Source organism: Virgibacillus sp. W0181 (assembly GCF_051846915.1).
In the GTDB taxonomy this organism is placed as follows: Bacteria; Bacillota; Bacilli; order Bacillales; family Amphibacillaceae; genus JBPYCR01.
In genome coordinates, this window is the sequence record NZ_JBPYCR010000032.1 from 17,375 (window position 1) to 40,147 (window position 22,773).

The window sequence follows — 22,773 nt, forward strand, 5'->3', positions numbered from 1 at the left end:
TTGGCATGTTTTTGGTAAAAATGTGGTAAATGTATGTAAAAATACATTTCGCTGTTCACTTTTCTTAACTTATGCAAAAATGAAAATAGAATACGTCGTTTATTGTGGGGGTACAGGTTATGAAGTATCATATTGGGATTGTGGAAGATGACTTAAATATCCAAAATATTGTTTCCGCTTATTTGAAGAAAGAGGGTTACACGGTCAGCATGTTTGATCGTGCAGAAGAAGCGTGGGAGTTATGGGAAACAAATCCGCCTGATATGTGGATTCTTGATATTATGCTGCCGGGAATGGATGGGTATGAATTTTGCAGAAAAATTCGTAACGAAAGTGATGTACCGATTATTATCATTTCCGCAAAGGATGAGGAAATAGATAAGATTCTCGGTTTGGAACTGGGCAGTGACGATTATTTAACGAAACCATTCAGCCCGCGAGAATTAATCGCCCGTATCAAGCGATTGTTCAAACGAGTGCAGCCGGTACAAGATAAAGATGAACAGTTATGGCAGAAAATAAGGGCGAGTCATTTAGTTATTTATAAAGAAGAACGTCGTTTGTACTGGCATGGGGATGAAATGGAAATGACAACAAAGGAATTTGATATGCTACTACTGTTTGCCGAGCACCCTAATCGCGCTTTTTCAAGAGAAGAGCTCTTGCAAAGCGTTTGGGGAGATGATTACTTTGGCAGTGACCGTGCTGTAGATGATTTGGTAAAACGAATTCGTAAAAAACTAACTGATATACCACTTGAAACGCTATGGGGTTTTGGATATCGGTTGCGAGATGAAGAACAATGAAACTGCAATACCAACTAAATGCAGCATTTACAGCGCTATTACTTGTAATTATGGCGGTTACTGGTTTTGTTGTTTACTCGATGATTTTAAATTTACTCATTCAAGATGAAGAAAGACAGTTGGAGCAAAAAGGTGAATTACTCGTTCGTTTCTTATCGGAAGAGTATGGGAGCAGTCGTAATATCGATGAGTTCAGCCACTTTTTGGAGTCCCAAGATTTACAGTTGATCTTATATGACCGAAACCAAAACTACGTTTATTTTTCAACGATGCCTGTAGAAATTGTGCAAGGCTTTGCAGATAATAATAATTTCTCCAATAATAGCGAAGGATTGTGGGAATATAAAAATAATAAATTTGTTACATCAAAAAAGGTAGTTTATCCGGAAAGCGCAGGATTGGAGCTTATATTATTAACGCCATTAAATGACTTGCAATCGGTACAGCAAAATTTCATCATGCGGATGTTTATTGTCTTTTTAGTTGGTGCAATGGCGGCAGTGCTGCTTAGTTATTTTTTAACAAACAAACTAGTAACACCGTTAACGAGGTTGAAACGACAATTGAAAAAGATTGAGAAAAGGCAATTTGATGAAATAGAACGGGTGAAAGCTACCGGAGAAATAAAAGAAGTGGAGCAAAGTGTCTTTGAAATGGCGGAAGAACTGCAACGGTATATGCATTCTCAACAAATTTTCTTTCAAAATGCCAGTCATGAGCTTAAAACTCCGTTAATGACGATCCAAGGCTATACAGAAGGAATTAAAGACCGAGTATTTGATGAAGAAACGGAAGAACAAAACCTCGATATTATGATTGCCGAAGTAAAACGGCTTAAAAAGATTATTAACGAAATGATTCTTTTGGCTAAACTGGATAGTGAACAATCAGCGTATGAACCAACAGAAGTGTATATCGCATCGCTTATGGCTCGAGTAAAGGAACGGGTGCTGCCGCTTGTGCAGGAAAAGCACATTCATTTAGATACCGTTATCGATGAAAGGCTATCATTGTATGTTGATGAAGAAAAAATGCTGCGAGCTTTATTGAATATATTGACAAATGGTATCCGATATGCGGCAACGACAGTTAAAATAACAGCGGTAAAACAGAACGAAAAAATAGTCCTTACTGTAGAGGACGATGGAAAGGGTATTCCGAACGATTTACTCCCGCACATCTTTCATCGGTTTGTGAAAGGAAAAAGTGGGGAAACAGGTCTGGGATTGGCGATTTCCCGAGCTATTGTAGAACAATCGGGCGGTAGAATTTCCGTTGATCAATCCATGCTTGGCGGAGCCAGATTTGTCATAAGATTTGATAAATAACGGTTGGAAACATCCTTTATATAAAAAAACAATTCGGAATTTAATGTAATCGGAAATTTTATGGTATAATAGGATGGTTTGATTCACACTTAATTAGAGGAGCGTACTTTTATGCAATTAAGAGAAGATATTCGTAATATTGCAATTATTGCCCACGTTGACCATGGAAAAACAACGTTGGTTGACCAATTGCTGAAATACTCTGGGACATTTAGAGAAAACGAACATGTGGAAACACGTGCGATGGACTCGGGGGATATAGAGAAAGAGCGCGGCATAACGATTTTGGCTAAAAATACTGCCATTAAGCATAACGATACGACGATTAATATATTGGACACGCCAGGGCACGCTGATTTTGGCGGAGAAGTAGAGCGAATCATGAAAATGGTTGATGGCGTCATTTTAGTCGTGGACGCCTATGAAGGCACAATGCCGCAAACACGATTCGTTCTAAAAAAGGCACTGGAACAAAAATTGACACCCATCGTTGTATTAAATAAAATTGATCGTCCAAACGCCCGCCCGGAAGAGGTCATTGATGAAGTGCTTGATTTGTTTATCGACCTCGGTGCGGATGATGAACAGTTGGATTTTCCGGTTGTATATGCCTCTGCGTTAAATGGTACATCAGGGGAAGAGCCGGAGCAGCAAACGGAAACGATGGAACCGGTTTTCAAGATGATTTTAAATCATATACCGGCTCCTGCAGACACAAGCGAGGAACCGCTGCAATTTCAAGTTACACTGCTTGATTACAACGACTATGTTGGACGTGTTGGCATCGGTCGGGTTTTCCGCGGAAGAATTCGTGTCGGCCAACAAGTTGTCGTTATGAAAAAAGATGGCACAACTAAATCATTTCGTGTGACAAAGCTATTTGGGTTTATCGGATTGAAACGAACCGAAATCAAGGAGGCTACAGCAGGTGATATAGTAGCTATATCCGGGCTGGATGATATTAATATTGGGGAAACGGTTTGCCCGAAGGATCATCCGGACGCGCTGCCGATGCCTCGAATTGATGAGCCAACCTTGCAAATGACTTTCTTAGTCAATAATAGTCCATTTGCTGGAAAGGAAGGGAAGTATATTACGTCGGCAAAAATTGAAGAACGTTTAATGACCCAGCTGGAAACCGACGTTAGTCTGCGAGTGGATCCAACAGAATCTCCTGATGCGTGGGTCGTATCCGGACGAGGAGAGTTGCATCTATCGATACTCGTAGAAAATATGCGCAGGGAAGGTTATGAGCTTCAGCTTTCCAAGCCGAAGGTTATCTTGAAAGAAATTGATGGGAAATTGTGTGAGCCGATGGAGCATGTGCAAATTGATGCGCCAGAAGATTACACAGGTTCGATTATGGAATCGCTTGGTGACAGAAAAGGTGAAATGCTTGATATGATAAATCATGGTAATGGACAAGTTCGACTTGAATTTAAAGTTCCATCACGTGGCTTGCTCGGATATACTACAGAATTTTTATCGCAAACACGCGGATATGGCATTTTAAATCATACGTTCAGCGACTACGAACCAGTAGTTAAAGGTAATGTAGGTGGGCGTCGTCAAGGAGTACTCGTCAGTTTGGAAGCCGGTAAAGCGTCGCCGTATGGAATTATGCATTTGGAAGATCGCGGTGTTATATTTATCGAGCCGGGAACAGAAGTCTACGCCGGAATGGTTGTAGGAGAACATAATCGGGACAATGATTTGACTGTAAATATTACAAAAGAGAAGCATTTAACAAATATTCGTTCCGCAAATAAAGACCAAACGGCGACAATTAAAAAGGCACGGACTATGTCGCTAGAAGAAGCAATTGAATATTTGGATGATGATGAGTACTGTGAAGTTACTCCGGAAGCGATCCGTTTACGGAAGAAAATATTGAATAAAAATGAACGGGAAAAAGCAGCGAAACGAAATAAAAACGATTAAGAGATAACAGTCAGCGCAGCGTAGAAGATACCATGCGCTGACTTTATTTTCGTTTTACGTTGAAGCTTATTATTGAGGATAATAATCAAAGGAGTGTGTAAGATGAAGCGGTTTTTTAACCGATTTCTATTTTTGGCAAAGTTTCATAAGTCGATTCCTTTTGTTAAAGATTTCTTTATGACGAAAGAAGTTAAAAAGGGGAGAAAAGTATTTTTTGCTGTGGTGATTATTGGGTATATAGTGTTTCCATTTGACTTAATCCCAGATTTTATTTTTGGCTTTGGAGTGATTGATGATATAACGATAACTGCTTTTCTGTTGCAGCAAATGATTAAGTACGCTCCTCAATCACTGAAGGATAAACATCATATCGCTTTACGGAAATAATGAAATGCACTTAATGGGTATGGGAATAGGTTAATTCTATGGATATTTCTTAGATTCTTACCTAATTTTTATAACCATTCTTTTTTCGTCTTCTAATATATTTTGTTTAACCTTCAAATAAGTGATTGATTATATATAAGACAACATTTATACTGTGAATATGCGTTTTTGAAGTCAATGAATAGTACTTAACTTATATGTAGGCGAAAGGGCTGGTGTTGTGAGTTCGTATGAAACTACTGAAGAAACCTTAAAAGCAATAGGTGAAGAAACCCGACTTAAAATTATTTCATACTTAACATTCGATACGTTCTGTGTATGTGAATTGGTCGAGCTACTTCATATGAGTCAGCCGTCGATTAGTCAACATATAAGAAGATTAAAGCAAGCAAATATCGTACTGGAAGAGAGAAAAGGGAAATGGGTGTTTTACTCATTAAATAACCAACATGATTTGTACCATTTATTATTGCACGTTGTTAGTACATTGCCATCAGTTGCTAGCCAAATAAAAGATTTGGAAGCTGATGGAAAAAGAATCATATGTGAATAAAAGCGTACGTTACTTTGGAGGAATACAATGTTTGTATATTTAGCAATCTTCATTTTTATTTTAACGTTGATTTTTGTGATTTGGCAGCCAAAAGGGTTGTCAATTGGCTGGTCCGCATGTGTCGGTGCCCTCTTGGCACTCGCAGTTGGGGTCGTATCTATACAGGATGTTATCGATGTAACAGGAATCGTTTGGAATGCGACATTAACGTTTGTTGCTCTTATAATTATTTCATTAATACTGGATGAGATCGGTTTTTTCGAGTGGGCAGCACTACATATGGCGCGATTTGCCAATGGCAGCGGTTTGAAAATGTTTTTTCTCATCATTATTCTTGGTGCGATTGTTTCCGCCTTATTTGCCAATGATGGAGCGGCTCTAATATTAACGCCGATTGTACTGGCGATGGTGAGGGCGCTTGATTTTAAGGACAAGCTTGTATTACCATTTGTGATGGCGTCCGGATTTATCGCAGATACAACGTCATTACCTTTCGTTGTAAGTAATCTGGTCAATATTGTATCGGCAGATTTTTTCCAAATCGGTTTTGTGGAATATGCGTTTAGAATGGTTGTACCGAACTTCTTTAGTTTAGGGGCAAGTATGCTTGTTCTCTATTTATTTTTCCGTAAAAGTATACCGGGGTCATATGCGTTATCACAGGTAAAAATGCCACATGAGGCGATTAGGGATCTTCGTTTGTTCCGGTTGTCCTGGCTTGTTCTTACCATTTTATTAGTTGGGTATTTTATAAGTGAATCCTTGTCTATTCCGGTTTCCTTCGTTGCAGGAGCTGTCGCAATTATTTTCCTGTTTATTTCCAGAAAAAGTCCAGCAGTAGAAATAGAAACCGTTGTAAAAGGAGCACCGTGGGCAATTGTATTTTTTTCTATCGGTATGTATGTTGTTGTTTATGGTTTAAAAAATGTGGGACTTACAAATGTGTTGGCGGGTATAATTGAAATGACAGCTGAGCATGGGATGTTTGCGGCAACAATTGGAATGGGCTTTATTGCTGCCATTCTTTCTTCGGTAATGAACAATATGCCAACTGTGATGATTGATGCGCTTGCTATTGCTGAAACGAACACTACTGGGATTATGCGAGAAGCGCTTATATATGCAAATATTATTGGTTCGGATTTAGGGCCTAAAATCACACCTATCGGATCGCTTGCAACTCTTTTATGGCTGCATGTTTTACGGCTAAAAGGGGTTAAAATAACGTGGGGCTACTATTTTAAGGTCGGTATTATATTAACCATACCTACATTATTCATTACGCTAGTTGGTTTGTATATATGGCTCGGATTCATTTATTAAGCTGCTTTGGAAACATAAAGTATGAGGAGGGCTGTTCGTGAGTAAAAAAAGTATATACTTTTTATGTACAGGAAATTCCTGTCGGAGTCAAATGGCGGAAGGTTTTGCCAAAAAATATCTTGGAGAACAGTTTGACATTTATTCTGCAGGAATCGAAGCACACGGTTTAAATAAAAAGGCTGTGGAAGCAATGGAGGAAGTAGGGATTGATATTTCCGGGCAAACATCCGATATCATTGATCCTGTCATCCTTAACCAAGCGACTTACGTCATTACGCTATGTGGCGATGCCAATGATAAGTGCCCTGTAACACCACCGCATATAAAGCGGTGGCACTGGGGATTTGATGATCCGGCAAAAGCAGAAGGCACACATGAAGAGAAGTGGAACGTATTTCGGAGCGTTCGGGATGAAATCAGTGAGCGTATAAAGAGATTCAAAGTAGAGCTTGACTAAATTTAGTAGCGTAATCATTAAGCTGCTTTGTCCGGAAGTTGCGCTCTGCAGTCCGTCTTTACGGCCGTTGAAGTAAACGGCCTTTATTTAAAGATAAGAATGTATAAAATTTTTCGCGTAGCTGTCTAGCTTCGACGTACAAATGTTTTCGGTGGGACGAGCATTCACGCGCAGTCCCAGGACGTGGCGTTCTAAGCCTGCCAGCCTAGAAACTAGGCGACTTCCCGCAGCGCCTTACGATAAAGAAGACTTGCCGATTGGCTTTAGACAGAGGCTTAGTCGCTCTTATGCCCTTGGGTGAAAGTCATCATCGATTCGGTAAGACAAAGGAAGGCCAACTAAAAACGGGCTTTGCGCCCAACTCACGTATCCCCTTTTGCAGGGGCATGATTCCTTTATCTGGGATGATTTGGAATGTTCGATTAAAACCGCCACTTTGCGTGGCAGATCTTTACGGTGGGGCGAAAGCGAAGCTACAGTCCCAACATCGAACCACCAGCTCCCGTCTGGCGCAGTCGCTACGTTTCTAGGCAGGGCGCTTGCGCTTTTCTTTAAAAGATAAGAATGTATAAAATTTGTCGCATATCTGTCTAGCTTCAGCGCCCAGAAACTAGGCGACTTCCCACAGCGCCTTACGATAAGTCATCATCGATTCGCGGTGCTCATCGTGATTTCTTTATCTCAGTTGCTTTGGTCCACTCGCTACGTTTCTAGGCGGGGCGCTTGCGCTTTTCTTTATGTGTTAATGTGTAAATAATATGATTCATTCAATATCCTTTTTGTCTTTATCATTAGGAATATACTTTGTGAAGTAGGCAGCGAAAATTAGGCAAATAAAGCCTAGTCCCCATGAAACAATACCATTCCACCTTACATCTATTCTTAATCCGATAATTAAAATAAGGATACTAATCCCTATAAATATAGCAGTCAAATACCTTTTCATTGAGAACACACCTCGTGAAGTTATATAAAAGCATGAGCAAAGTGTAGCATGAATAAACTAAAAAGATACATATTGTACATTCATTATAGTATACAATAGTAATGTTATGAAGGTGCTTGCTGTATGTATAATGAAAAGACAAGGGAATATTTGCAAGTCAGCTTAAATACCCCATGAAGATATGGATCTCGCCTATGTAAGCGGCTTGGTGGGGCTTGCTCAAATACTGTATCATAATAAAAAGGAGTATTTATACACCATGTTAATTCAATCGAGAAAGTGGATTTATATAAGTGTTTTATTTATTTGTATTTTACTGGTTGCATGCTCTAACGAAAATGAAAATGTGAACATGGAACTAGAAGACGAGCAACTATCTTCGCAGGAAACTGAAAAAGAACAAAATGCGGAAAAACCGATTAAAGAACCGGTGAAAAAGGAAATCACGATTTCTGCAATTGGCGATATGCTAATTCACAGCCGTGTTTATAAAGATGCCAAAGTTGACGAAGGTTATGATTTTATGCCTATGTTGCAGCCTGTTAAGAAATATTTGGATGACACAACCATTACTTTTGCCAATCAAGAAACGATGATTGGCGGGGTCGACTTAGGGCTGTCTACGTATCCATCATTTAACAGTCCGAAAGCAGTAGGTGATGCATTAAAAGAAGTAGGCGTTAATGTGGTTTCACTAGCAAATAATCATACATTGGATCGTGGTAATGAAGCGATTCAAAGCGCGATTTCACACTGGGAAACAATTGATATGATGTATGTCGGGGCGTATAAGGATCAGCAGGACCGAGATGAGCTGCGTATTTATGAAACAGAAGAAGGTATTTCGGTTGCTTTTCTAGCTTATACGTATGGAACGAATGGCATACCTGTACCGGAAGGAAAAGACTTTCTCGTCAATTTAATTGATAAAGAAATAATTGGTACTGATATTGAAGACGCAAGAGGGAAAGCAGATGCTGTCATCCTCAGTCTTCATTTTGGAAATGAATATGAACGGATGCCGAGTGAGGAACAAAAGGATCTCGTGCAGTTTGCCGCCGATAAAGGCGTACACGCTGTTTTTGGTCATCATCCCCATGTGTTGCAGCCGGTGGATTGGGTGGAAGGTAAAGAAGGAAACCAAACACTTGTAGCTTATTCTTTGGGCAATTTTTTATCAGGTCAAGATGAGTTGTATCGACAAATTGGCGGTGTTTTAAAATTCACCATTCAGCAAACAATTGATGAAGACGAGAAAACAATTCAGGTTATGTCGCCAAAGTTTTTGCCGACATATGTAGATGTCAGCAATGAAACGGATTATCGTGTATGGCCAATGTTTCAAGTAGCGAACGATGTGTTGCCTGAAGCCGGCAAACATTACAACGAAATAAAAGAGCACATGTCACAATGGATGCCTGAGCTGGAATTTATCGAAGAATAAAGATCTATTCCTTGGGTGGTGGCTAGATTTGGAACTGTTTAGCTTGTAGTTGCGTCCGCTTGCGACTGCATACAAATTAGAATTCAAGTGTAGAGGTACGTCTATTAAATCAAAACAATATTTACAACGGTAACAGTATGTTTTTAATTAACCATCTTAAGAAAGACAAGCTCATTCAATATAAAAGGAGTTTATAACTCATGGAATGGAAAAATATTTATCGCGGAATGGCAATGGGGGCAAGTGATGTCGTTCCGGGTGTAAGTGGGGGAACAATAGCTGTTCTGCTTGGTTTTTATGATCAACTGATAGCTGCAATCAATGGCTTTTTTACGAAAGACTGGCGGAAACACTTTGCTTTTTTATTTCCGCTTGGGTTAGGTGTTGTCTTTGCTATATTCACACTAAGCAAAGTAATGAACTGGTTACTTAAATTTTACCCGGTACCGACATTCTTTTTCTTCATTGGTCTTATATTAGGGGTATTGCCGTTATTGTTTCGGGAAGCAGATGCAAAAGCAACTTTTAAGACAAGGCATATTGTATTATTATTCATTGGAATCATATTAATTGGATCGTTAGTCTTTTTTAAAGACCCTAATCATGGGGCAGGCATTACGGATAGAACGGTTTCTACCTATATTTTACTGTTTTTTTCAGGCGTAGCAGCAAGTGCAGCGATGATTTTACCCGGGGTTAGCGGTTCATTGGTTCTGCTCATTATCGGTGTTTATTCTACTGTTACACAAGCAATCAGCAACCTGGAATTTTCAGTCATAATTGTAACTGGATTGGGAATTTTATTTGGAATCATTTTCATGAGTAAGCTGATTCATTACTTTTTCAAGCATTTTCGTGTCGCTGTGTTCGCATTGATAATCGGTTCAGTGACTGGTTCAGTGATCGTTATTTTTCCGGGATGGCCGATGGACTTCTTCTTACTCTTGTTAAGTATCACTACTTTTGCAGTGGGATTGTTGGTGGCTTATATTTTAGGGAAAATTGAGTATTAGAATACCATGTTAAGAGAGAAGTCTTGATAAACATTTTGTAAAAAAATAAACGCATTCGCTTTAAGTTACAGCGGATGCGTTCATTTTCATACATGCTAATATCTTTGTAGCCACAAGTCTTTCAGTGGAGCAAGCAACGAGTAATCGGCATGCTTCGGTGCTGTAATGAAAGCGGAAAGTGTGGATATATCTTTTCGAGTGTGGATATATCGCCCTTGAGTGCGGATATATCTTTTCGAGTGTGGATATATTGCTCTTAAGTGCGGATATATCTTTTCAAGTGTGGATATATCGCCCTTACGTGCGGATATATCTTCTCAAGTGCGGATATATTACCCTTAAGACGGATATATCTCCTTTCATGTTCGATGATCACTTTCCAACCGGTGTTTTTCTTTAGCTTTACCGATTTTGTAAGGTAAATAAGACGGTATTTTACGTAGTGGCGTATAAAAGGTTAGCAGATGCAAGACGATTTCTTACAAGAATACCGATCCACCCTGCCAAAAATGCTTTGATTAATCCGCCAATGATAAATGGGGTAAATCCACCTGCGATGGCAGCTCCCCACGGAAGGTCCGCTATAATCTTCAACCAAACAGTCCCAAAAATTAATGTAATAAACATACCAATAATATTAGCGATAAATGCATTAAATACCGTGAAACTAGTTTTTTCCAAATAATAACCAATGATAAAAGTTGTTGGAATAAAGCCAACTAAAAATCCGCCTGTTGGGCCAACGATTACTCCGAGACCACCCGACATTTGTGCAAATACAGGGATTCCAATTGCACCTATAATTAAATAAAGAGTGGCAGCAATTGTTCCATGACGAGATCCGAGTATCGTAGCCGCCAGACCAATAGCTAGTGTTTGTCCCGTAATGGGCACAAGTGGTAATGGAATGGTCAGCTGTGCAGATACTGCAATAATTGCAGCAAATAAAGCTGTTACGATCATCATACGTAATTTCAAGCTTGAATCAGACATAAGTATTCCTCCCCCTTACATTGTTAACCGTTAATTTAATTGGTTTACAATATTACTTTATATGAACCTGACTTCGTTTGTCAATGTTTTTTTAAGAATACGTTTGTATCCAACCTTTCTCCCGTATATAATTACAAGAAACTACGGAAATCGGCCAAAGATAAAATGAAAAAGCAGGTGCAATATAATGAATCCGTCTATATTAATCGTAGAAGATGAGAGCAAGTTAAGCAGAGTACTGGAATTGGAGCTTTCATATGAAAATTACAAAACAGAAATTGCATCCAATGGGAAAGAAGCGTTGGAATGGATGGAAGAAAGAGAATGGGATTTAGTTCTGCTTGATATAATGCTTCCTGAACTTAGTGGGCTTGAAGTGTTAAGGCGAATGAGAAGGTTTGATGAGCATACCCCTGTCATTTTGCTGACTGCCCGTGATCAAGTTCATGATAAAGTGAGCGGGCTGGACTTAGGTGCCGATGATTATATGACAAAACCATTTCAAATTGAGGAACTTTTGGCTCGTATACGTGCGCAATTGCGAAAGCCAAAAAACCAAAACCAGCAAACAAATCAGTTGTCGGTAGGGGAATTGAAAGTCAATATTGATACTCGTGAAGTGACAAGAGCGGAGGAAAATATGGAGCTTACCCCAAGAGAATTTGATTTGCTCGTCTGTTTGCTGAAAAACAAAAATATTGTATTGACCAGGGAACAGTTGCTTAATCAAGTGTGGGGATACGATTATGTAGGAGATACAAATGTCGTAGATGTTTACATTCGTTACTTACGACAGAAGGTGGATAAAGATTTTTCGTCTCCCTATATTCAAACGGTTCGTGGGGTCGGCTATACTGTAAAGGATAAAAGTCAATGAAACTACGAACAAAGATCCAATTGTTTACGAGTCTTTTTATGATTATTTTAATAGCTGCGATTAATTCCTCGATTTATTTTTTGTTTTATAACATATCGGCTAATCAAGAATTAGATGAACTAGCAATTCATACGAACACAATTGTCGAAACGTTAAATAAAAATGCGGACATTCCTGAAAAAGAATTACTGCAAGCTTTTTTACCTGCAAACGGAACTATACAGGTTATTAAGGAAAATGGGTCACTACTCATCCCGACACTTACAAAAAAAGAAACTTATCGAAATATTCCTAAAGCATTTTCTAACAAGGAATCCCGGTCTGTTACAAGGAATGAAGATGGAATCAATATCGCTATCGTAAACAGGTCTATTGTATGGAAAGACGGGGGAGTAGTGACATTGCAAGTTTCTGAACATTTAATTTCGCTAAAAGAAACAATGAGTAATTTGTTTTATGTATTACTTTTAGCATCTTTGCTCATATTGATCCCAACAATACTGGCAGGAAATATTTTAGGTCGATTCTTGCTCAAACCAATCCAAGCCTTAATACAAGCAATGAAAGAAAATACACGCCAGGAAGAGTGGCAAAAGATTCGAGTTAACAATCGCAGTCATGATGAATTGTACGAAATGAAACAGACATTCAATAATATGATTGATCATTTAAGAAACAACTTTGAAAAACAAGAACAATTTGTATCCAATGCCTCTCACGAATTGAAAACGCCAATTTCGATCGTAAAAAGCTATGCACAATTGTTAAAAAGACGAGGAAAAGCACATCCCGAATTGTTTGACGAATCTGTTCAATCCATCGAATCGGAAGCAGATCGGATGCAGCACTTAGTAGAACAAATGCTGATGTTGGCAAAAAATAAAAGGAAAGAAGATTTTGAACAAGTGAATCTCGTGAAATTGTGCAAATCCAGTATTAAAACATTTCAACATGCATATGATCGCGTCATTTATTTTGATTTTATTGATGAAAATCTGATTATCCAAGGAGATCCCGGGCAAATCGAACAAGTTATTTATATTCTGCTGGATAATGCATTGAAATATAGTGAATCGGAAATTAACATTGTCCTTTCAAAAGAAGAAAATAAAGCTGTCTTACATGTAAAAGATAAAGGGCCGGGAATGGCTTTAGCGGAACAGGAGCAAATTTTCGAACGGTTTTACCGAATTGATACAGCAAGAAGCAGGGATACAGGAGGAACAGGGCTCGGTCTGGCGATAGCCAAAGCGATTGTTACGGGACATGCAGGTCAATTAACCGTTTGTAGTGAGATAGGAGAAGGCTCTACATTTACTGTTAAACTGCCACTAAGTTAATAGTCATCCATTTCTCACGCATTAACGGGCTGTAATACCCCATCTCTATGCGTAATGCGTAAAAAATGAAACGTGAAGGTAGGGGATAAACAGCCCGTAAATCCCTGATTCTGTTCAACTAACATTCAGTGGGGAAGGAAAGGAAACCCCACTGAATGAAGTTTCACTTTATCAGCAAATTCTAATCTTTATCACAGGGTCCTTTCATTCTTCAGAGCTAGAATAGAAAGTAAGATAAATAAGGAGGAAGATGAACATGACTGAAAGTAAATTTTATAAAAGACCCGGGATGAAAAAGAAAATTATAATTGCTGCGAGTGGAGTTGTTGCAGCGGCAGTTTTTGGATTAGGAATATATCAATCAGATGCTGCCCAGGCAGATCCGGAGCTATCGTTCGAAGAAATAGAACAATTGGTCGCTGATCAATATCCGGGTACAATTACAGAGTTGGAATTGGAGAAAGATTTGAATAAAGCAGTTTACGAAGTTGAAGTTGAAAGTGAAGGAAAAGAGTATGATTTGAAATTAGATGGTAATAGCGGCGAAGTATTACAATTGAAAGAAAAAGAATTGGCAATTACTGAAAAGGAAACTGAAGATAACACTGCAAAACCAGGGGCCACCAAGGATGATGACTCAGACGATCAAAACTCAACCGGGACAGATAAAAAGAGTGCGGATAAATCAAAAGGGGACACAAAAACAGTCATTGATACTAAAGAAGCTATAGAGATAGCTGTAAACGAATTTTCCGGAACCGTGACTAGTGTCGAACTGGATGAAGATGATGATCGCCTGATTTATGAAGTTGAGATTGAGTCGGATCAAGAAGAAGCGGAAATTGAAATAGATGCATATACCGGCGAAGTTTTAGTGATGGAAATAGATGATTAATTGACAATCTAAATACCCGAGCATTTTGCGGAAGGAGTCTTCCCACCCAAGATCGATAAAGTAGTAAAGTTGTAAGCTCTGGCAAGCCTTTGAACAGGTGCCGGAGCTTTGCTGTTTTTGTCTTTATGTTGTACGTGTAGCGGCTAAGTGAGGATTATCTATTTATGTACATAATCCATTATTCATTAAATCTTCATTGTATTCTAAGGTTATGGTAAAACCTAATTGTTAAAGAAAAATAAAAAGTCTATTCCTACGAAAAAGCTATGTTATATTTAGAGGGATGGTGTCATTCTGTTGTTTGATATATACAAGACTACGGGAAAAAATATAAAAGGAGCTTCTCATGATTCACTTGCGTGTAAAAGATGTAACGACTGAAATAAAAACGAATAAATTAATTGAAAATATAACCTTCACGATGGCTTCAGGTTCTATTATGGCATTGGTAGGTCATAACGGTGCAGGTAAGTCAACGTTAATTAAAACAATTCTCGGTATTACCGAAAAAACAAAGGGTAAGATTGTGATTCAAGAGCATTTGGATCAAAGTAACGATTATTTGGAATTTAAGCGTCATATTTCTTATTTGCCGGAAGAGCCGTTATTGTTACCTGAGCTTACAGCTATGCAGCATTTCCAACTTTACGGCATGAGCTATGGCATTTCCGAAAAGCAATTAGAAGAGCAAATTAGTCACTACACGAAAGGATTTGAACTAACAGATAAATTAAATGCTTATCCGGAGTCTTTGTCCAAAGGGATGCGGCAAAAGGTACAAACCATTTGTGCATTGCTTCCTTCCACCCCGGTACTTCTAATTGACGAACCGTTTATGGGGCTGGATGTATATGCGATGGACTATTTAATGGAACAAATTCAAAAAAAGGCGTCTGAAGGGACGAGTGTTTTGGTTTCTACGCACCAGCTCGAACGAGTGAAACATATAGCGGATCATTTTCTATTACTGCAGCACGGCAAGTTGATTGAAGAAGGGGCAATTGAAGCATTCCAAAGCATTAAAAGGGGATCATCCGAATGAGTAGGACAACCTCTTTAATTCAATCGTATTTATTTTTGAAACGCAATCGGTTCAGTAAGAAGAGAAAAATGTACAAGATGGCTTTTCACGTTATGATTGACTGGACAATTGCTATATATCTGTTTGTAATGGTTGCTTATTGTATCGCTGCCATTTTTATTTTTAGTGATACGATGGATCGCTTTTCTGTTTATTTTCATCAAATGGAAAGCTTCGCATCGGAACGGTTAAGCATCTTTTTAACGGTGCTGCCGGCCGTTTATGTATTGAGGTCATTCAAAGACCCGGGAATACGTTTTACAAGTTCCGAATATCAGCTTTCGATCCTCACGTATAGTCGAAAGTCGATCTGGCTGCTGTGTGCTGTGGAAAAGCTAGTTAAAAAAGTGTTTTTGTTCATCTTTGTTGGCTTAGTCGTTGTTTTGCTGACACCGATCCATCCACCGCTTGTTATCACTTATATTTTACTATTAATTTTCGTGGATGTTATGATGACAGCTCCGCAATGGAAGTTATTTCAACAACATTTTTTTGTCAAGTTGTTGTTTTTAATTGGTATTCTGTTTGTTAATACGTTTCAAGTGTTTATCCCCTCCATAGCGATGGCGATAACGGCAACAGTGACTTTTTTAGCTATGAATATCATATTGTCTCGCAGATTGCTGAATCATGTTCTTTGGGAACGGGTTATGGAAGTAAATGATTTTCAAACGTGGAACATGACAGTTGTATCGCAGGCAACAGGTTTAAAATATAAACGCCAGAAAAAATATAGTATGATTCAAAAAATAGCATACCCGAAGAGACCATTTATTTACAAGGAGGCTTCCATCCATCATCGACTATGGCAACTTTATTTTGGCAAAAATCTCGACCTAGTTTTCAGGATCACTGGTGCGATGCTACTTCTCCTTGTTGTATTATTGTTTTTGCAAGACTTTATTTATTATATAGCGATTGCTGTCGTTATTCATATTTATACAACTGCTGCAGCAAGTTTTTACAAAGACCGATTTGCAAGCGACTTAATTGAAGTATTGCCATGGAATTTGGACAGCTATAAAAAATCTTTTTTTAAGTGGGTAGTTTACGGTTTTCTTATCCTGCTTGTTCCGATTACAATTTTTGTTGTGATGCATGCATCAATCTGGGCTCCGTTGCAGTTGTTATTATATGTAGGTGCTTTTTTGTATGAGTACCATGTGAAATTGGACAAATCAAAGCTTATTCTTAGTAAGCAGCGAGGTTCTTTGCAAATGCAAGAAGCAATGGGATTATTTATTTTATTCATCATCTGTTTTAGTGGTACATATCCGATACTATCTCTCTTTTCCGTGTTTGTTATTTATTTGTTGATTGCAAGATACAAAAAAAGTCACCCGAGTGAATCTGTGGTATAAAGAGCCTGGGACATAATGAGAACGATCCATGCTAAAGACGAACGATTACAGAAAAGGAAATTAAAAAAGTTACTTTACCAACGTATCTCTATACGTAGGTGTTGTAAACTGTGACGTAACTTCAAATAGTGGTTCCTACCGCTCCGAAAATACATTTCGCTTTCCTCGGGCTCGCGATAAGCCTCCTCATTCGCAAAGAACGCTCATTGCGGGGTCTTATCGTCTTCGCTTTCCCGCAGGAGTCTACATGTATTTTCTACGCTCGTGTAATTGTTGCCCCTGATAAAACAGCTGCATTGCTCTATTAAAGATGGTTGGTTGGAGCGGAAAACAATTATTATAATCCGATTTTATTGTACGGATATCAACCTCTATACCAGCGAAGGAAATATACGGAGACTTCAGCGGGAGGAAAGGCATCGGTGGAGACCCCGCAGCGCGATAGCACGAGGAGGCTCACCAGCCGGCCGCGGAAAGCGTAGTATATTTCCGTAGCGACAAGACAATTTCTAGCTACTGCGCAGTTTATGGATAATTAGCAACAAAACGTATGAAAACAACTTAGAACAAAAAACTGAAACGAATCCAGAATTTGATGGAACAATTTTCAATCATCGTTTCGGAATTTTTTTGAATAAACCACTTTTGTTCCGGCTTCATATCCCTCTTTCCTTAACAAAATCGCAACAATTGTAATCTGTTTTTAACAAACTTAGTAAAATACGTTTACAGTTGCTCAAAAAAGGTAATGTGAACTTAGAATAAGAAAGAAGGTAACACCATAGAAAATAACCAAAATGTAAAGAGGGATTATAAAATGGCAAATAAAGAAGCTACGGTTTATGTGAGCGAAAATTGTCAGGAATGCACAGCGTTATTAAAACACCTCGATGAATGGGATGTTTCATATAATACAATAAATGTCTCAGCTGATAAGGAGAAAATGAGAGCGTTGCAAGCTATGAACGTTTATGGAACTCCGGCTACTTTTATTGAAGGACATAAACATCCGGTTTTAGGCTTCCAGAAAAATAAATTGAAAAACGTGCTAAATGTAGTGTGATTGTATCCTAATAGTCGATATAGGTTTGACACATCTTGATATTTACATCATATTCTAATATTAGAATAGGAGTAAATAAAAGAGGTGTGTGCAAATATGTACAGGTATGCTTATGAGCAGAATCCGATGTCTCATTTTCCTAATCAACAGCAAACCCATTATAGTCGTGCCTTTTTTTCGAATGGACCAGTAAATTATGGTTACCCTCCATATGGGCCACCCGGCTATCATCAACCATTTACAACGCCTTTTGAGTATTATGCTAAACCTGAACAACAAACACAATGGCCGTATCAAGGACAGACAGATCCAAGTATGCAGCAAGGCTATACGATGAATCGTCCGAACATGTTTACAAATCCATTCCAAAATGAAAATGGGCAGTTGGATGTGAATAAAATGATGGCAACGGTTGGCCAATTTGCAAGTACAGTTCAACAAATATCACCGGTTATTAAACAGGTTGGGGATATGGTAAAAACGTTTAGATAAGTCCAGGCTTAATGGATAGCATTCAGCCGAACGTTACAATAAATTTATACTTCCATAGTGGTTAGGGAATCATAAAATGTAACAACATAACTTCCAGAAAGCTTATTGCTCATTTTTGTGAGCGTATTGACTTAATGAGAATTAAGTGTTGTCTAATTAAAGGAGAATGCTTATGATTGGATGTTTGGTGATTCATGGCTTTACTGGCGGCCCATATGAAGTGGAGCCATTGGCAGAATACTTGAGAGAAAGTACAAATTGGCATATTGACGTGCCGACACTCCCAGGACATGGGGAAACGCTTAATTTAGAAAATGTAACGTATCAGGACTGGTTGCATACTGCAGAAACGGCTTTTTTACAATTGCAGGAACAACATGACACCATTTATGTAATTGGATTTTCCATGGGTGGGATGATTGCAGCTTACCTTGCAGCAAAGTACCGAATAGAACGACTTGTTCTGCTTGCCCCTGCCGGAAAATACATTTCAATTAAAAATATTGGATCCTATATCGGAGATGTCATAACTGATGGGGTAAGAGGAAGATTAGGTGAAAATGAAAAATACGCACATTATAAAAATAAAATAGGTGAAGTACCATTAAAGGCAAATATGGAGTTTATACGACTTGTTAAATATACAAGGGAGTACTTAAAGGAAATACATTGTCCCGTTCTAATTGTACATGGACAACGAGACGGACTCGTTCCACCAAAAACAGCGTATTATTTAGATAAGGAAATTCAATCCAAACATAAAGAAGTAGTATTTTTTGAACGATCGGATCATTTAATCTGTCTTGGGGAAGATAGCGAAATTTTAAATGATATTATTTACAGTTTTCTACAAAAGGAAGAGATAACATGCTAATGGGGTTATTCCATCAAGGGATTGCCCTATCGTATTTATTTTTTAAAAAAGGAAATAACTAATGCACCTTCTCCTGCATAAGTAGAGATCAGGGGGCCTGTTTCTGTTAAATAGGATTGTTTAAAAGGATATTTCCGCATAATTTCTGCAAGCACATTTTTTCCATGATCTTCTGCATTGCAATGGGTCATAACAATCGACTTGTCCTCGGCATGGTTTACATATTCACCAATTTGTTCAATAAAACGTCTGATGGACTTTTTGTTTCCCCGCACCTTTTCCGTTACTTCCACAGAACCGTCAAGGTCATTTGCTTGCATCAGTAATTTAATATTAAGCGTTTTGGCAATTGTACCCTTTATCTTATCAAGGCGCCCACCTAAAATGAGATTGTCTAGCGTTTGCAGGACGAACAATGTTGCTGTTTGTTCCACGCGCTCGTTCAGGTGTTGCACGATATTTTCGAAAGGGTTGTTTTCTATAATTTTCTTGTTTGCTTCGAGTAATAAAAGCGCCATACCACATGAGGCAGTTTTGGTATCAATAACGGCGATCTTTCGATTCGGTTCTTTTTCAAGCAGCATATTTTTCGCAATGACCGCATTGTTGTAAGTAGCGCTTAATCCATTTGATATGCTTAGCATAATAATTGGTTTTGTAGCCTCTACCTTTTTATAAGCATTGTAAAAGTCATCTGGGCTTGGCGCTGCCGTTTTTGGAAGCTCTCCAGATTCGCTTATCCTTGAGTGGAACTCTTTCATATTTCGAATCTCGTTACCTTTTATTTCTTCATCTTTAAATTGTAAATATAACGGAACAACAATTAATTCCATTATATTTTCAAGTTTTCCAGGAATATCTGCTCCACCATCTGTCATTAATTGAATAGTCATATTTTCAATCCTTTACTAGTAGATTACTTCTATTCATCTGTATTCATCAAATCATATGAAATCTTATAATACTTACGAATTATCAACATACTAAGGAATATTTTAGGAACTGCTTCTTCTGGAAGAAATCGTTACTTTTGTTTTTCGTTTCGTACTCATAATAAACAAAAACAGCCCGAATAAAACGATTGAACCGCCAAGCCATTGCGCATACGTAATATGCTCATCCAGAATAAAGTACGCTAATATTGATGCACCGACTGGTTCGAAGACAATCCCCATTGAAATCGTTGAAGTACTTACCCATTTTAGTGCCCAATTAAATAACGTATGTCCAAAGAAGGTTGGGAAAATAGCTAAAATAAGAAAATATATCCAATGATCCGTCGGGTAGCCGATAAAAGAATTTTGCAACACCACATTATAACCAATTAATGTGAGAGAACCTATGCCATATACGATAAATGTATAGGTCATTAAAGACAAGCGGCGACGGACTTTTTGCCCGAACAGGAAGTATCCAGTCATCATAATGGCACCTAGCAATGCTAAAATGTCGCCGAATAAAGCCATCCCGCTTATTTGAAAATCTCCCCAGCTAATGATCGTGCTGCCGAATAGTGCAATAATCATACTAATAATTGCACCGAAAGAAAATCGTTCTTTAAAAAAGAGGAATGTTCCCAGAAAAGCAAAAATTGGTTGCAATGTGACAAGTACTACAGAGCTGGCAACGGACGTATAATTTAATGATTCAAACCAAAGAATAAAATGAAGCGCTAAAAAAACACCAGCGAGTATAGACAGGAGCCAATCTTTTGTATGAATAAGCCTGAATTCATGCCGATGTTTTAACAAGATATAAGGAGCCATAATAATAACGGCAAACAACAAACGATAATTTGCAATAATAGCTGCCGGGGCGCCGCTTGCCAATTTCACTAATACTGCGGAAGCGGAAACAGATAACACACCGACAACGATTGCGATATATGGGTTAAATGGAGGGAATCTCATGATGATCTCCTTTATTAAGAAAAGCGCAAGCGCCCTGGTCAGCCCCGACAAGCTTAAGCAAGAATTCGTAGGACGGTTTTTGTCACGAAGAGTTATTGCTTAAGACCTCGAGGGGCTGGGCGCTTAAGCTAGACATTTATGCACAAAATTTTATACATTTGTATGAAAACACTTGTCTATAAAAGGCAACACTAAGCTACGCCCTTCATTATTATATTTTTTTGAAGAGCTTAAATGGACTGCAATTGTTATGCAATAGTTATTAAGCCGTTTGTTGATCTGATGATGAAATACTGTACCCTTTCCTCTTTAAATACTCAATCATTTTTAATTCTTTACTTTTATGGTGCTGTTGTACATAATTTGGTCCCAGTTCATGATAAGGTTCTCCTGTCTTTAAAATATTGAAAGCAATGGTTAAAAGTAAATGTGCCGAAGCCATATTTGCTTTTTTCTTTCCTTGTCGTTTGGCTATTCTTTTTCGATGTGCGGTTATTCGATTATGCTGTCTCGATGTGCCTAATACACATTCTATTGCCGTCGTTTTTAACGCTTTATTCCCTTTTGGCACTTTTGTGTTCTTTTTTTTTCCGGCACTTTCATTATTCCCTGGACTTACACCTGCCCACGATGCAGCACGTTTGGGACAATTATCGAAGACGGACATATCAACACCCATCTCGGCAACAAATACAGCGGCTGAATCCTTGTTTACACCAGGAATGGTATCAAGAAGCTCTACTTCTTTCCGATAGGGTTCTAAACATTGGTCGATTTGTTCTTCTAAGTTTCTCAATGTTTTCTCCAGATATATCATGTGTTCCCAATGATAGCGAAGCATATCCCGATGATGACGGCGAATTCGACCATTGATGGATTCCGCTATGTCTGTTAGACTGGCCTTTACACGCTTATGCACCATTTTTTGAAGTTCCTTCACTTCGATTTTTTCACCATTTATAATGGCCTCTAATATTTTACGCCCCGATTTACCAAAAATATTAGATAGAACAGAAGTAAGTTTGATGTTGGCATCCTGAAGAATTTTATGGATACGATTCTGTTCAGCCGTACGGTTATTAACCAGCTTTTTACGGTAACGGGTAAGGTCCCGTAAATCCCGAATATCTTCAGGTGGGACAAAGCTACCTTCAATGAGTCCGCTTCGTAATAGTTTGGCTAACCACTCGGCATCTTTAACATCCGTTTTCCTTCCCGGGACATTCTTTACATGTTTGGCATTGGCAAGCACAAGACGAAAGTGATTTTCGAGAATATTCCATACCGGTTTCCAATAAACACCCGTACTTTCCATCACGGCATCCGTTACTTTCATCGATGTCAACCAATCATTTAGTTTTAATAAACCTTTTGTAGATGTTGAAAAAGATTCGATGGACTTTTTTGGTCGTTTGTCTAAGGGACCATATAAGACACAAGCGACCACTGTTTCCTGGTGCACATCCAAACCTGCACATCTCTCAATCATTGCTTCCATGGGAGAATCACCTCATCATCAAATTAACAATACAAATGACAGTAGTTTTCTTGCGAAATTTTTGTATACGTGATCAAGTCACAATAGATGGTACTTCTGTACTGCCACAACCAGTTTCTTACGCGGGGTAATCCCTTTTGAGGATCCACCATTGTATTTTCGATCTGGTCGTATTGTTATTAACTGTATTG

At 38.5% G+C, this 22,773-nt stretch carries 22 protein-coding genes; 17 read left to right on the top strand and 5 right to left on the bottom strand.

Annotation, left to right across the window (positions count from 1 at the left end; all coding sequences use genetic code 11):
- Positions 1-119: 119 nt before the first annotated feature.
- The 7 genes from ACLIBG_RS12095 (at position 120) to arsC (ending at position 6,795) form a co-directional block, all read left to right on the top strand.
- Positions 120-806 carry a response regulator transcription factor gene (locus tag ACLIBG_RS12095; RefSeq protein ID WP_439313020.1) on the top strand — a complete coding sequence of 229 codons (687 nt, stop codon included), beginning with the start codon at positions 120-122 and terminating at the stop codon, positions 804-806.
- Positions 803-2,134, top strand: a complete 1,332-nt coding sequence (locus tag ACLIBG_RS12100; protein ID WP_439313021.1) for a sensor histidine kinase — start codon at positions 803-805, stop codon at positions 2,132-2,134. The genes ACLIBG_RS12095 and ACLIBG_RS12100 overlap by 4 nt, the downstream gene beginning before the upstream one ends.
- Positions 2,135-2,245: 111 nt before the next feature.
- Positions 2,246-4,075: a translational GTPase TypA gene (typA, locus tag ACLIBG_RS12105; protein WP_439313022.1), complete on the top strand. Its 1,830-nt coding sequence runs from the start codon at positions 2,246-2,248 to the stop codon at positions 4,073-4,075.
- Positions 4,076-4,177: 102 nt separating this feature from the next.
- Positions 4,178-4,462, top strand: coding sequence for a YkvA family protein (locus ACLIBG_RS12110; RefSeq protein ID WP_439313023.1), 285 nt, complete (start codon positions 4,178-4,180; stop codon positions 4,460-4,462).
- Positions 4,463-4,682: 220 nt separating this feature from the next.
- Positions 4,683-5,015 carry an ArsR/SmtB family transcription factor gene (locus ACLIBG_RS12115; RefSeq protein ID WP_439313024.1) on the top strand — a complete coding sequence of 111 codons (333 nt, stop codon included), beginning with the start codon at positions 4,683-4,685 and terminating at the stop codon, positions 5,013-5,015.
- A gap of 27 nt (positions 5,016-5,042) precedes the next feature.
- Entirely contained in the window at positions 5,043-6,338 is a 1,296-nt protein-coding gene (locus ACLIBG_RS12120) for an arsenic transporter (protein ID WP_439313025.1), read from the top strand.
- A gap of 37 nt (positions 6,339-6,375) precedes the next feature.
- A complete protein-coding gene (arsC, locus tag ACLIBG_RS12125; RefSeq protein ID WP_439313026.1) occupies positions 6,376-6,795 on the top strand; it encodes an arsenate reductase (thioredoxin) in 420 nt (139 codons plus the stop codon).
- A gap of 763 nt (positions 6,796-7,558) precedes the next feature.
- On the opposite strand, the gene ACLIBG_RS12130 is transcribed toward arsC, so the two are convergent.
- Positions 7,559-7,741: a hypothetical protein gene (locus ACLIBG_RS12130; protein WP_439313027.1), complete on the bottom strand. Its 183-nt coding sequence runs from the start codon at positions 7,739-7,741 to the stop codon at positions 7,559-7,561.
- A gap of 259 nt (positions 7,742-8,000) precedes the next feature.
- Between ACLIBG_RS12130 and ACLIBG_RS12135 the strand changes: the two genes are divergently transcribed.
- Together ACLIBG_RS12135 and ACLIBG_RS12140 are read left to right on the top strand one after the other, a co-directional pair.
- Entirely contained in the window at positions 8,001-9,185 is a 1,185-nt protein-coding gene (locus tag ACLIBG_RS12135; RefSeq protein ID WP_439313028.1) for a CapA family protein, read from the top strand.
- Positions 9,186-9,385: 200 nt separating this feature from the next.
- Positions 9,386-10,198 (top strand): DUF368 domain-containing protein, encoded by an 813-nt coding sequence (locus tag ACLIBG_RS12140; protein WP_439313029.1) that lies wholly within the window; start codon positions 9,386-9,388, stop codon positions 10,196-10,198.
- A 435-nt stretch (positions 10,199-10,633) separates the two neighbouring features.
- Here the strand turns inward: ACLIBG_RS12140 and ACLIBG_RS12145 are convergent, their stop codons facing one another.
- Positions 10,634-11,191, bottom strand: a complete 558-nt coding sequence (locus tag ACLIBG_RS12145; protein WP_439313030.1) for a biotin transporter BioY — start codon at positions 11,189-11,191, stop codon at positions 10,634-10,636.
- A 187-nt stretch (positions 11,192-11,378) separates the two neighbouring features.
- Between ACLIBG_RS12145 and ACLIBG_RS12150 the strand changes: the two genes are divergently transcribed.
- From ACLIBG_RS12150 to ACLIBG_RS12185, 8 genes are all read left to right on the top strand, one after another.
- Positions 11,379-12,068: a response regulator transcription factor gene (locus tag ACLIBG_RS12150; RefSeq protein ID WP_439313031.1), complete on the top strand. Its 690-nt coding sequence runs from the start codon at positions 11,379-11,381 to the stop codon at positions 12,066-12,068.
- Positions 12,065-13,408: an ATP-binding protein gene (locus ACLIBG_RS12155; RefSeq protein WP_439313032.1), complete on the top strand. Its 1,344-nt coding sequence runs from the start codon at positions 12,065-12,067 to the stop codon at positions 13,406-13,408. Before ACLIBG_RS12150 ends, ACLIBG_RS12155 begins: the two co-directional genes overlap by 4 nt.
- 256 nt (positions 13,409-13,664) lie before the next feature.
- Positions 13,665-14,303 (top strand): PepSY domain-containing protein, encoded by a 639-nt coding sequence (locus tag ACLIBG_RS12160; protein ID WP_439313033.1) that lies wholly within the window; start codon positions 13,665-13,667, stop codon positions 14,301-14,303.
- A 346-nt stretch (positions 14,304-14,649) separates the two neighbouring features.
- Positions 14,650-15,345: an ABC transporter ATP-binding protein gene (locus ACLIBG_RS12165; protein ID WP_439313034.1), complete on the top strand. Its 696-nt coding sequence runs from the start codon at positions 14,650-14,652 to the stop codon at positions 15,343-15,345.
- On the top strand, positions 15,342-16,745 hold the full coding sequence (locus tag ACLIBG_RS12170; RefSeq protein WP_439313035.1) for a hypothetical protein: 1,404 nt from the start codon (positions 15,342-15,344) through the stop codon (positions 16,743-16,745). The genes ACLIBG_RS12165 and ACLIBG_RS12170 overlap by 4 nt, the downstream gene beginning before the upstream one ends.
- Before the next feature lie 817 nt (positions 16,746-17,562).
- Positions 17,563-17,808 carry a glutaredoxin family protein gene (locus ACLIBG_RS12175; RefSeq protein ID WP_439313036.1) on the top strand — a complete coding sequence of 82 codons (246 nt, stop codon included), beginning with the start codon at positions 17,563-17,565 and terminating at the stop codon, positions 17,806-17,808.
- A 96-nt stretch (positions 17,809-17,904) separates the two neighbouring features.
- Positions 17,905-18,300, top strand: a complete 396-nt coding sequence (locus tag ACLIBG_RS12180; protein ID WP_439313037.1) for a YppG family protein — start codon at positions 17,905-17,907, stop codon at positions 18,298-18,300.
- A gap of 172 nt (positions 18,301-18,472) precedes the next feature.
- On the top strand, positions 18,473-19,174 hold the full coding sequence (locus ACLIBG_RS12185; protein WP_439313038.1) for an alpha/beta hydrolase: 702 nt from the start codon (positions 18,473-18,475) through the stop codon (positions 19,172-19,174).
- Between the two features lie 35 nt (positions 19,175-19,209).
- Here ACLIBG_RS12185 and ACLIBG_RS12190 read toward each other — a convergent pair whose 3' ends face one another.
- The 3 genes from ACLIBG_RS12190 to ACLIBG_RS12200 form a co-directional block, all read right to left on the bottom strand.
- Positions 19,210-20,067 (bottom strand): DegV family protein, encoded by an 858-nt coding sequence (locus tag ACLIBG_RS12190; protein WP_439313039.1) that lies wholly within the window; start codon positions 20,065-20,067, stop codon positions 19,210-19,212.
- Positions 20,068-20,169: 102 nt separating this feature from the next.
- Positions 20,170-21,084, bottom strand: coding sequence for a DMT family transporter (locus ACLIBG_RS12195; protein WP_439313040.1), 915 nt, complete (start codon positions 21,082-21,084; stop codon positions 20,170-20,172).
- Between the two features lie 262 nt (positions 21,085-21,346).
- A complete protein-coding gene (locus ACLIBG_RS12200; RefSeq protein WP_439313041.1) occupies positions 21,347-22,582 on the bottom strand; it encodes an IS110 family transposase in 1,236 nt (411 codons plus the stop codon).
- Positions 22,583-22,773: the final 191 nt, after the last annotated feature.

What these genes read in the sequence shown, in the direction of transcription:
- ACLIBG_RS12095 (WP_439313020.1), top strand. Translation starts at nt 120, where the DNA reads ATGAAGTATCATATTGGGATTGTGGAAGATGACTTAAATATCCAAAAT.
- ACLIBG_RS12100 (WP_439313021.1), top strand. Translation starts at nt 803, where the DNA reads ATGAAACTGCAATACCAACTAAATGCAGCATTTACAGCGCTATTACTT.
- typA (WP_439313022.1), top strand. Translation starts at nt 2,246, where the DNA reads ATGCAATTAAGAGAAGATATTCGTAATATTGCAATTATTGCCCACGTT.
- ACLIBG_RS12110 (WP_439313023.1), top strand. Translation starts at nt 4,178, where the DNA reads ATGAAGCGGTTTTTTAACCGATTTCTATTTTTGGCAAAGTTTCATAAG.
- ACLIBG_RS12120 (WP_439313025.1), top strand. Translation starts at nt 5,043, where the DNA reads ATGTTTGTATATTTAGCAATCTTCATTTTTATTTTAACGTTGATTTTT.
- ACLIBG_RS12130 (WP_439313027.1), bottom strand. Translation starts at nt 7,741, where the DNA reads ATGAAAAGGTATTTGACTGCTATATTTATAGGGATTAGTATCCTTATT.
- ACLIBG_RS12135 (WP_439313028.1), top strand. Translation starts at nt 8,001, where the DNA reads ATGTTAATTCAATCGAGAAAGTGGATTTATATAAGTGTTTTATTTATT.
- ACLIBG_RS12140 (WP_439313029.1), top strand. Translation starts at nt 9,386, where the DNA reads ATGGAATGGAAAAATATTTATCGCGGAATGGCAATGGGGGCAAGTGAT.
- ACLIBG_RS12145 (WP_439313030.1), bottom strand. Translation starts at nt 11,191, where the DNA reads ATGTCTGATTCAAGCTTGAAATTACGTATGATGATCGTAACAGCTTTA.
- ACLIBG_RS12150 (WP_439313031.1), top strand. Translation starts at nt 11,379, where the DNA reads ATGAATCCGTCTATATTAATCGTAGAAGATGAGAGCAAGTTAAGCAGA.
- ACLIBG_RS12155 (WP_439313032.1), top strand. Translation starts at nt 12,065, where the DNA reads ATGAAACTACGAACAAAGATCCAATTGTTTACGAGTCTTTTTATGATT.
- ACLIBG_RS12160 (WP_439313033.1), top strand. Translation starts at nt 13,665, where the DNA reads ATGACTGAAAGTAAATTTTATAAAAGACCCGGGATGAAAAAGAAAATT.
- ACLIBG_RS12165 (WP_439313034.1), top strand. Translation starts at nt 14,650, where the DNA reads ATGATTCACTTGCGTGTAAAAGATGTAACGACTGAAATAAAAACGAAT.
- ACLIBG_RS12170 (WP_439313035.1), top strand. Translation starts at nt 15,342, where the DNA reads ATGAGTAGGACAACCTCTTTAATTCAATCGTATTTATTTTTGAAACGC.
- ACLIBG_RS12175 (WP_439313036.1), top strand. Translation starts at nt 17,563, where the DNA reads ATGGCAAATAAAGAAGCTACGGTTTATGTGAGCGAAAATTGTCAGGAA.
- ACLIBG_RS12180 (WP_439313037.1), top strand. Translation starts at nt 17,905, where the DNA reads ATGTACAGGTATGCTTATGAGCAGAATCCGATGTCTCATTTTCCTAAT.
- ACLIBG_RS12185 (WP_439313038.1), top strand. Translation starts at nt 18,473, where the DNA reads ATGATTGGATGTTTGGTGATTCATGGCTTTACTGGCGGCCCATATGAA.
- ACLIBG_RS12190 (WP_439313039.1), bottom strand. Translation starts at nt 20,067, where the DNA reads ATGACTATTCAATTAATGACAGATGGTGGAGCAGATATTCCTGGAAAA.
- ACLIBG_RS12195 (WP_439313040.1), bottom strand. Translation starts at nt 21,084, where the DNA reads ATGAGATTCCCTCCATTTAACCCATATATCGCAATCGTTGTCGGTGTG.
- ACLIBG_RS12200 (WP_439313041.1), bottom strand. Translation starts at nt 22,582, where the DNA reads ATGGAAGCAATGATTGAGAGATGTGCAGGTTTGGATGTGCACCAGGAA.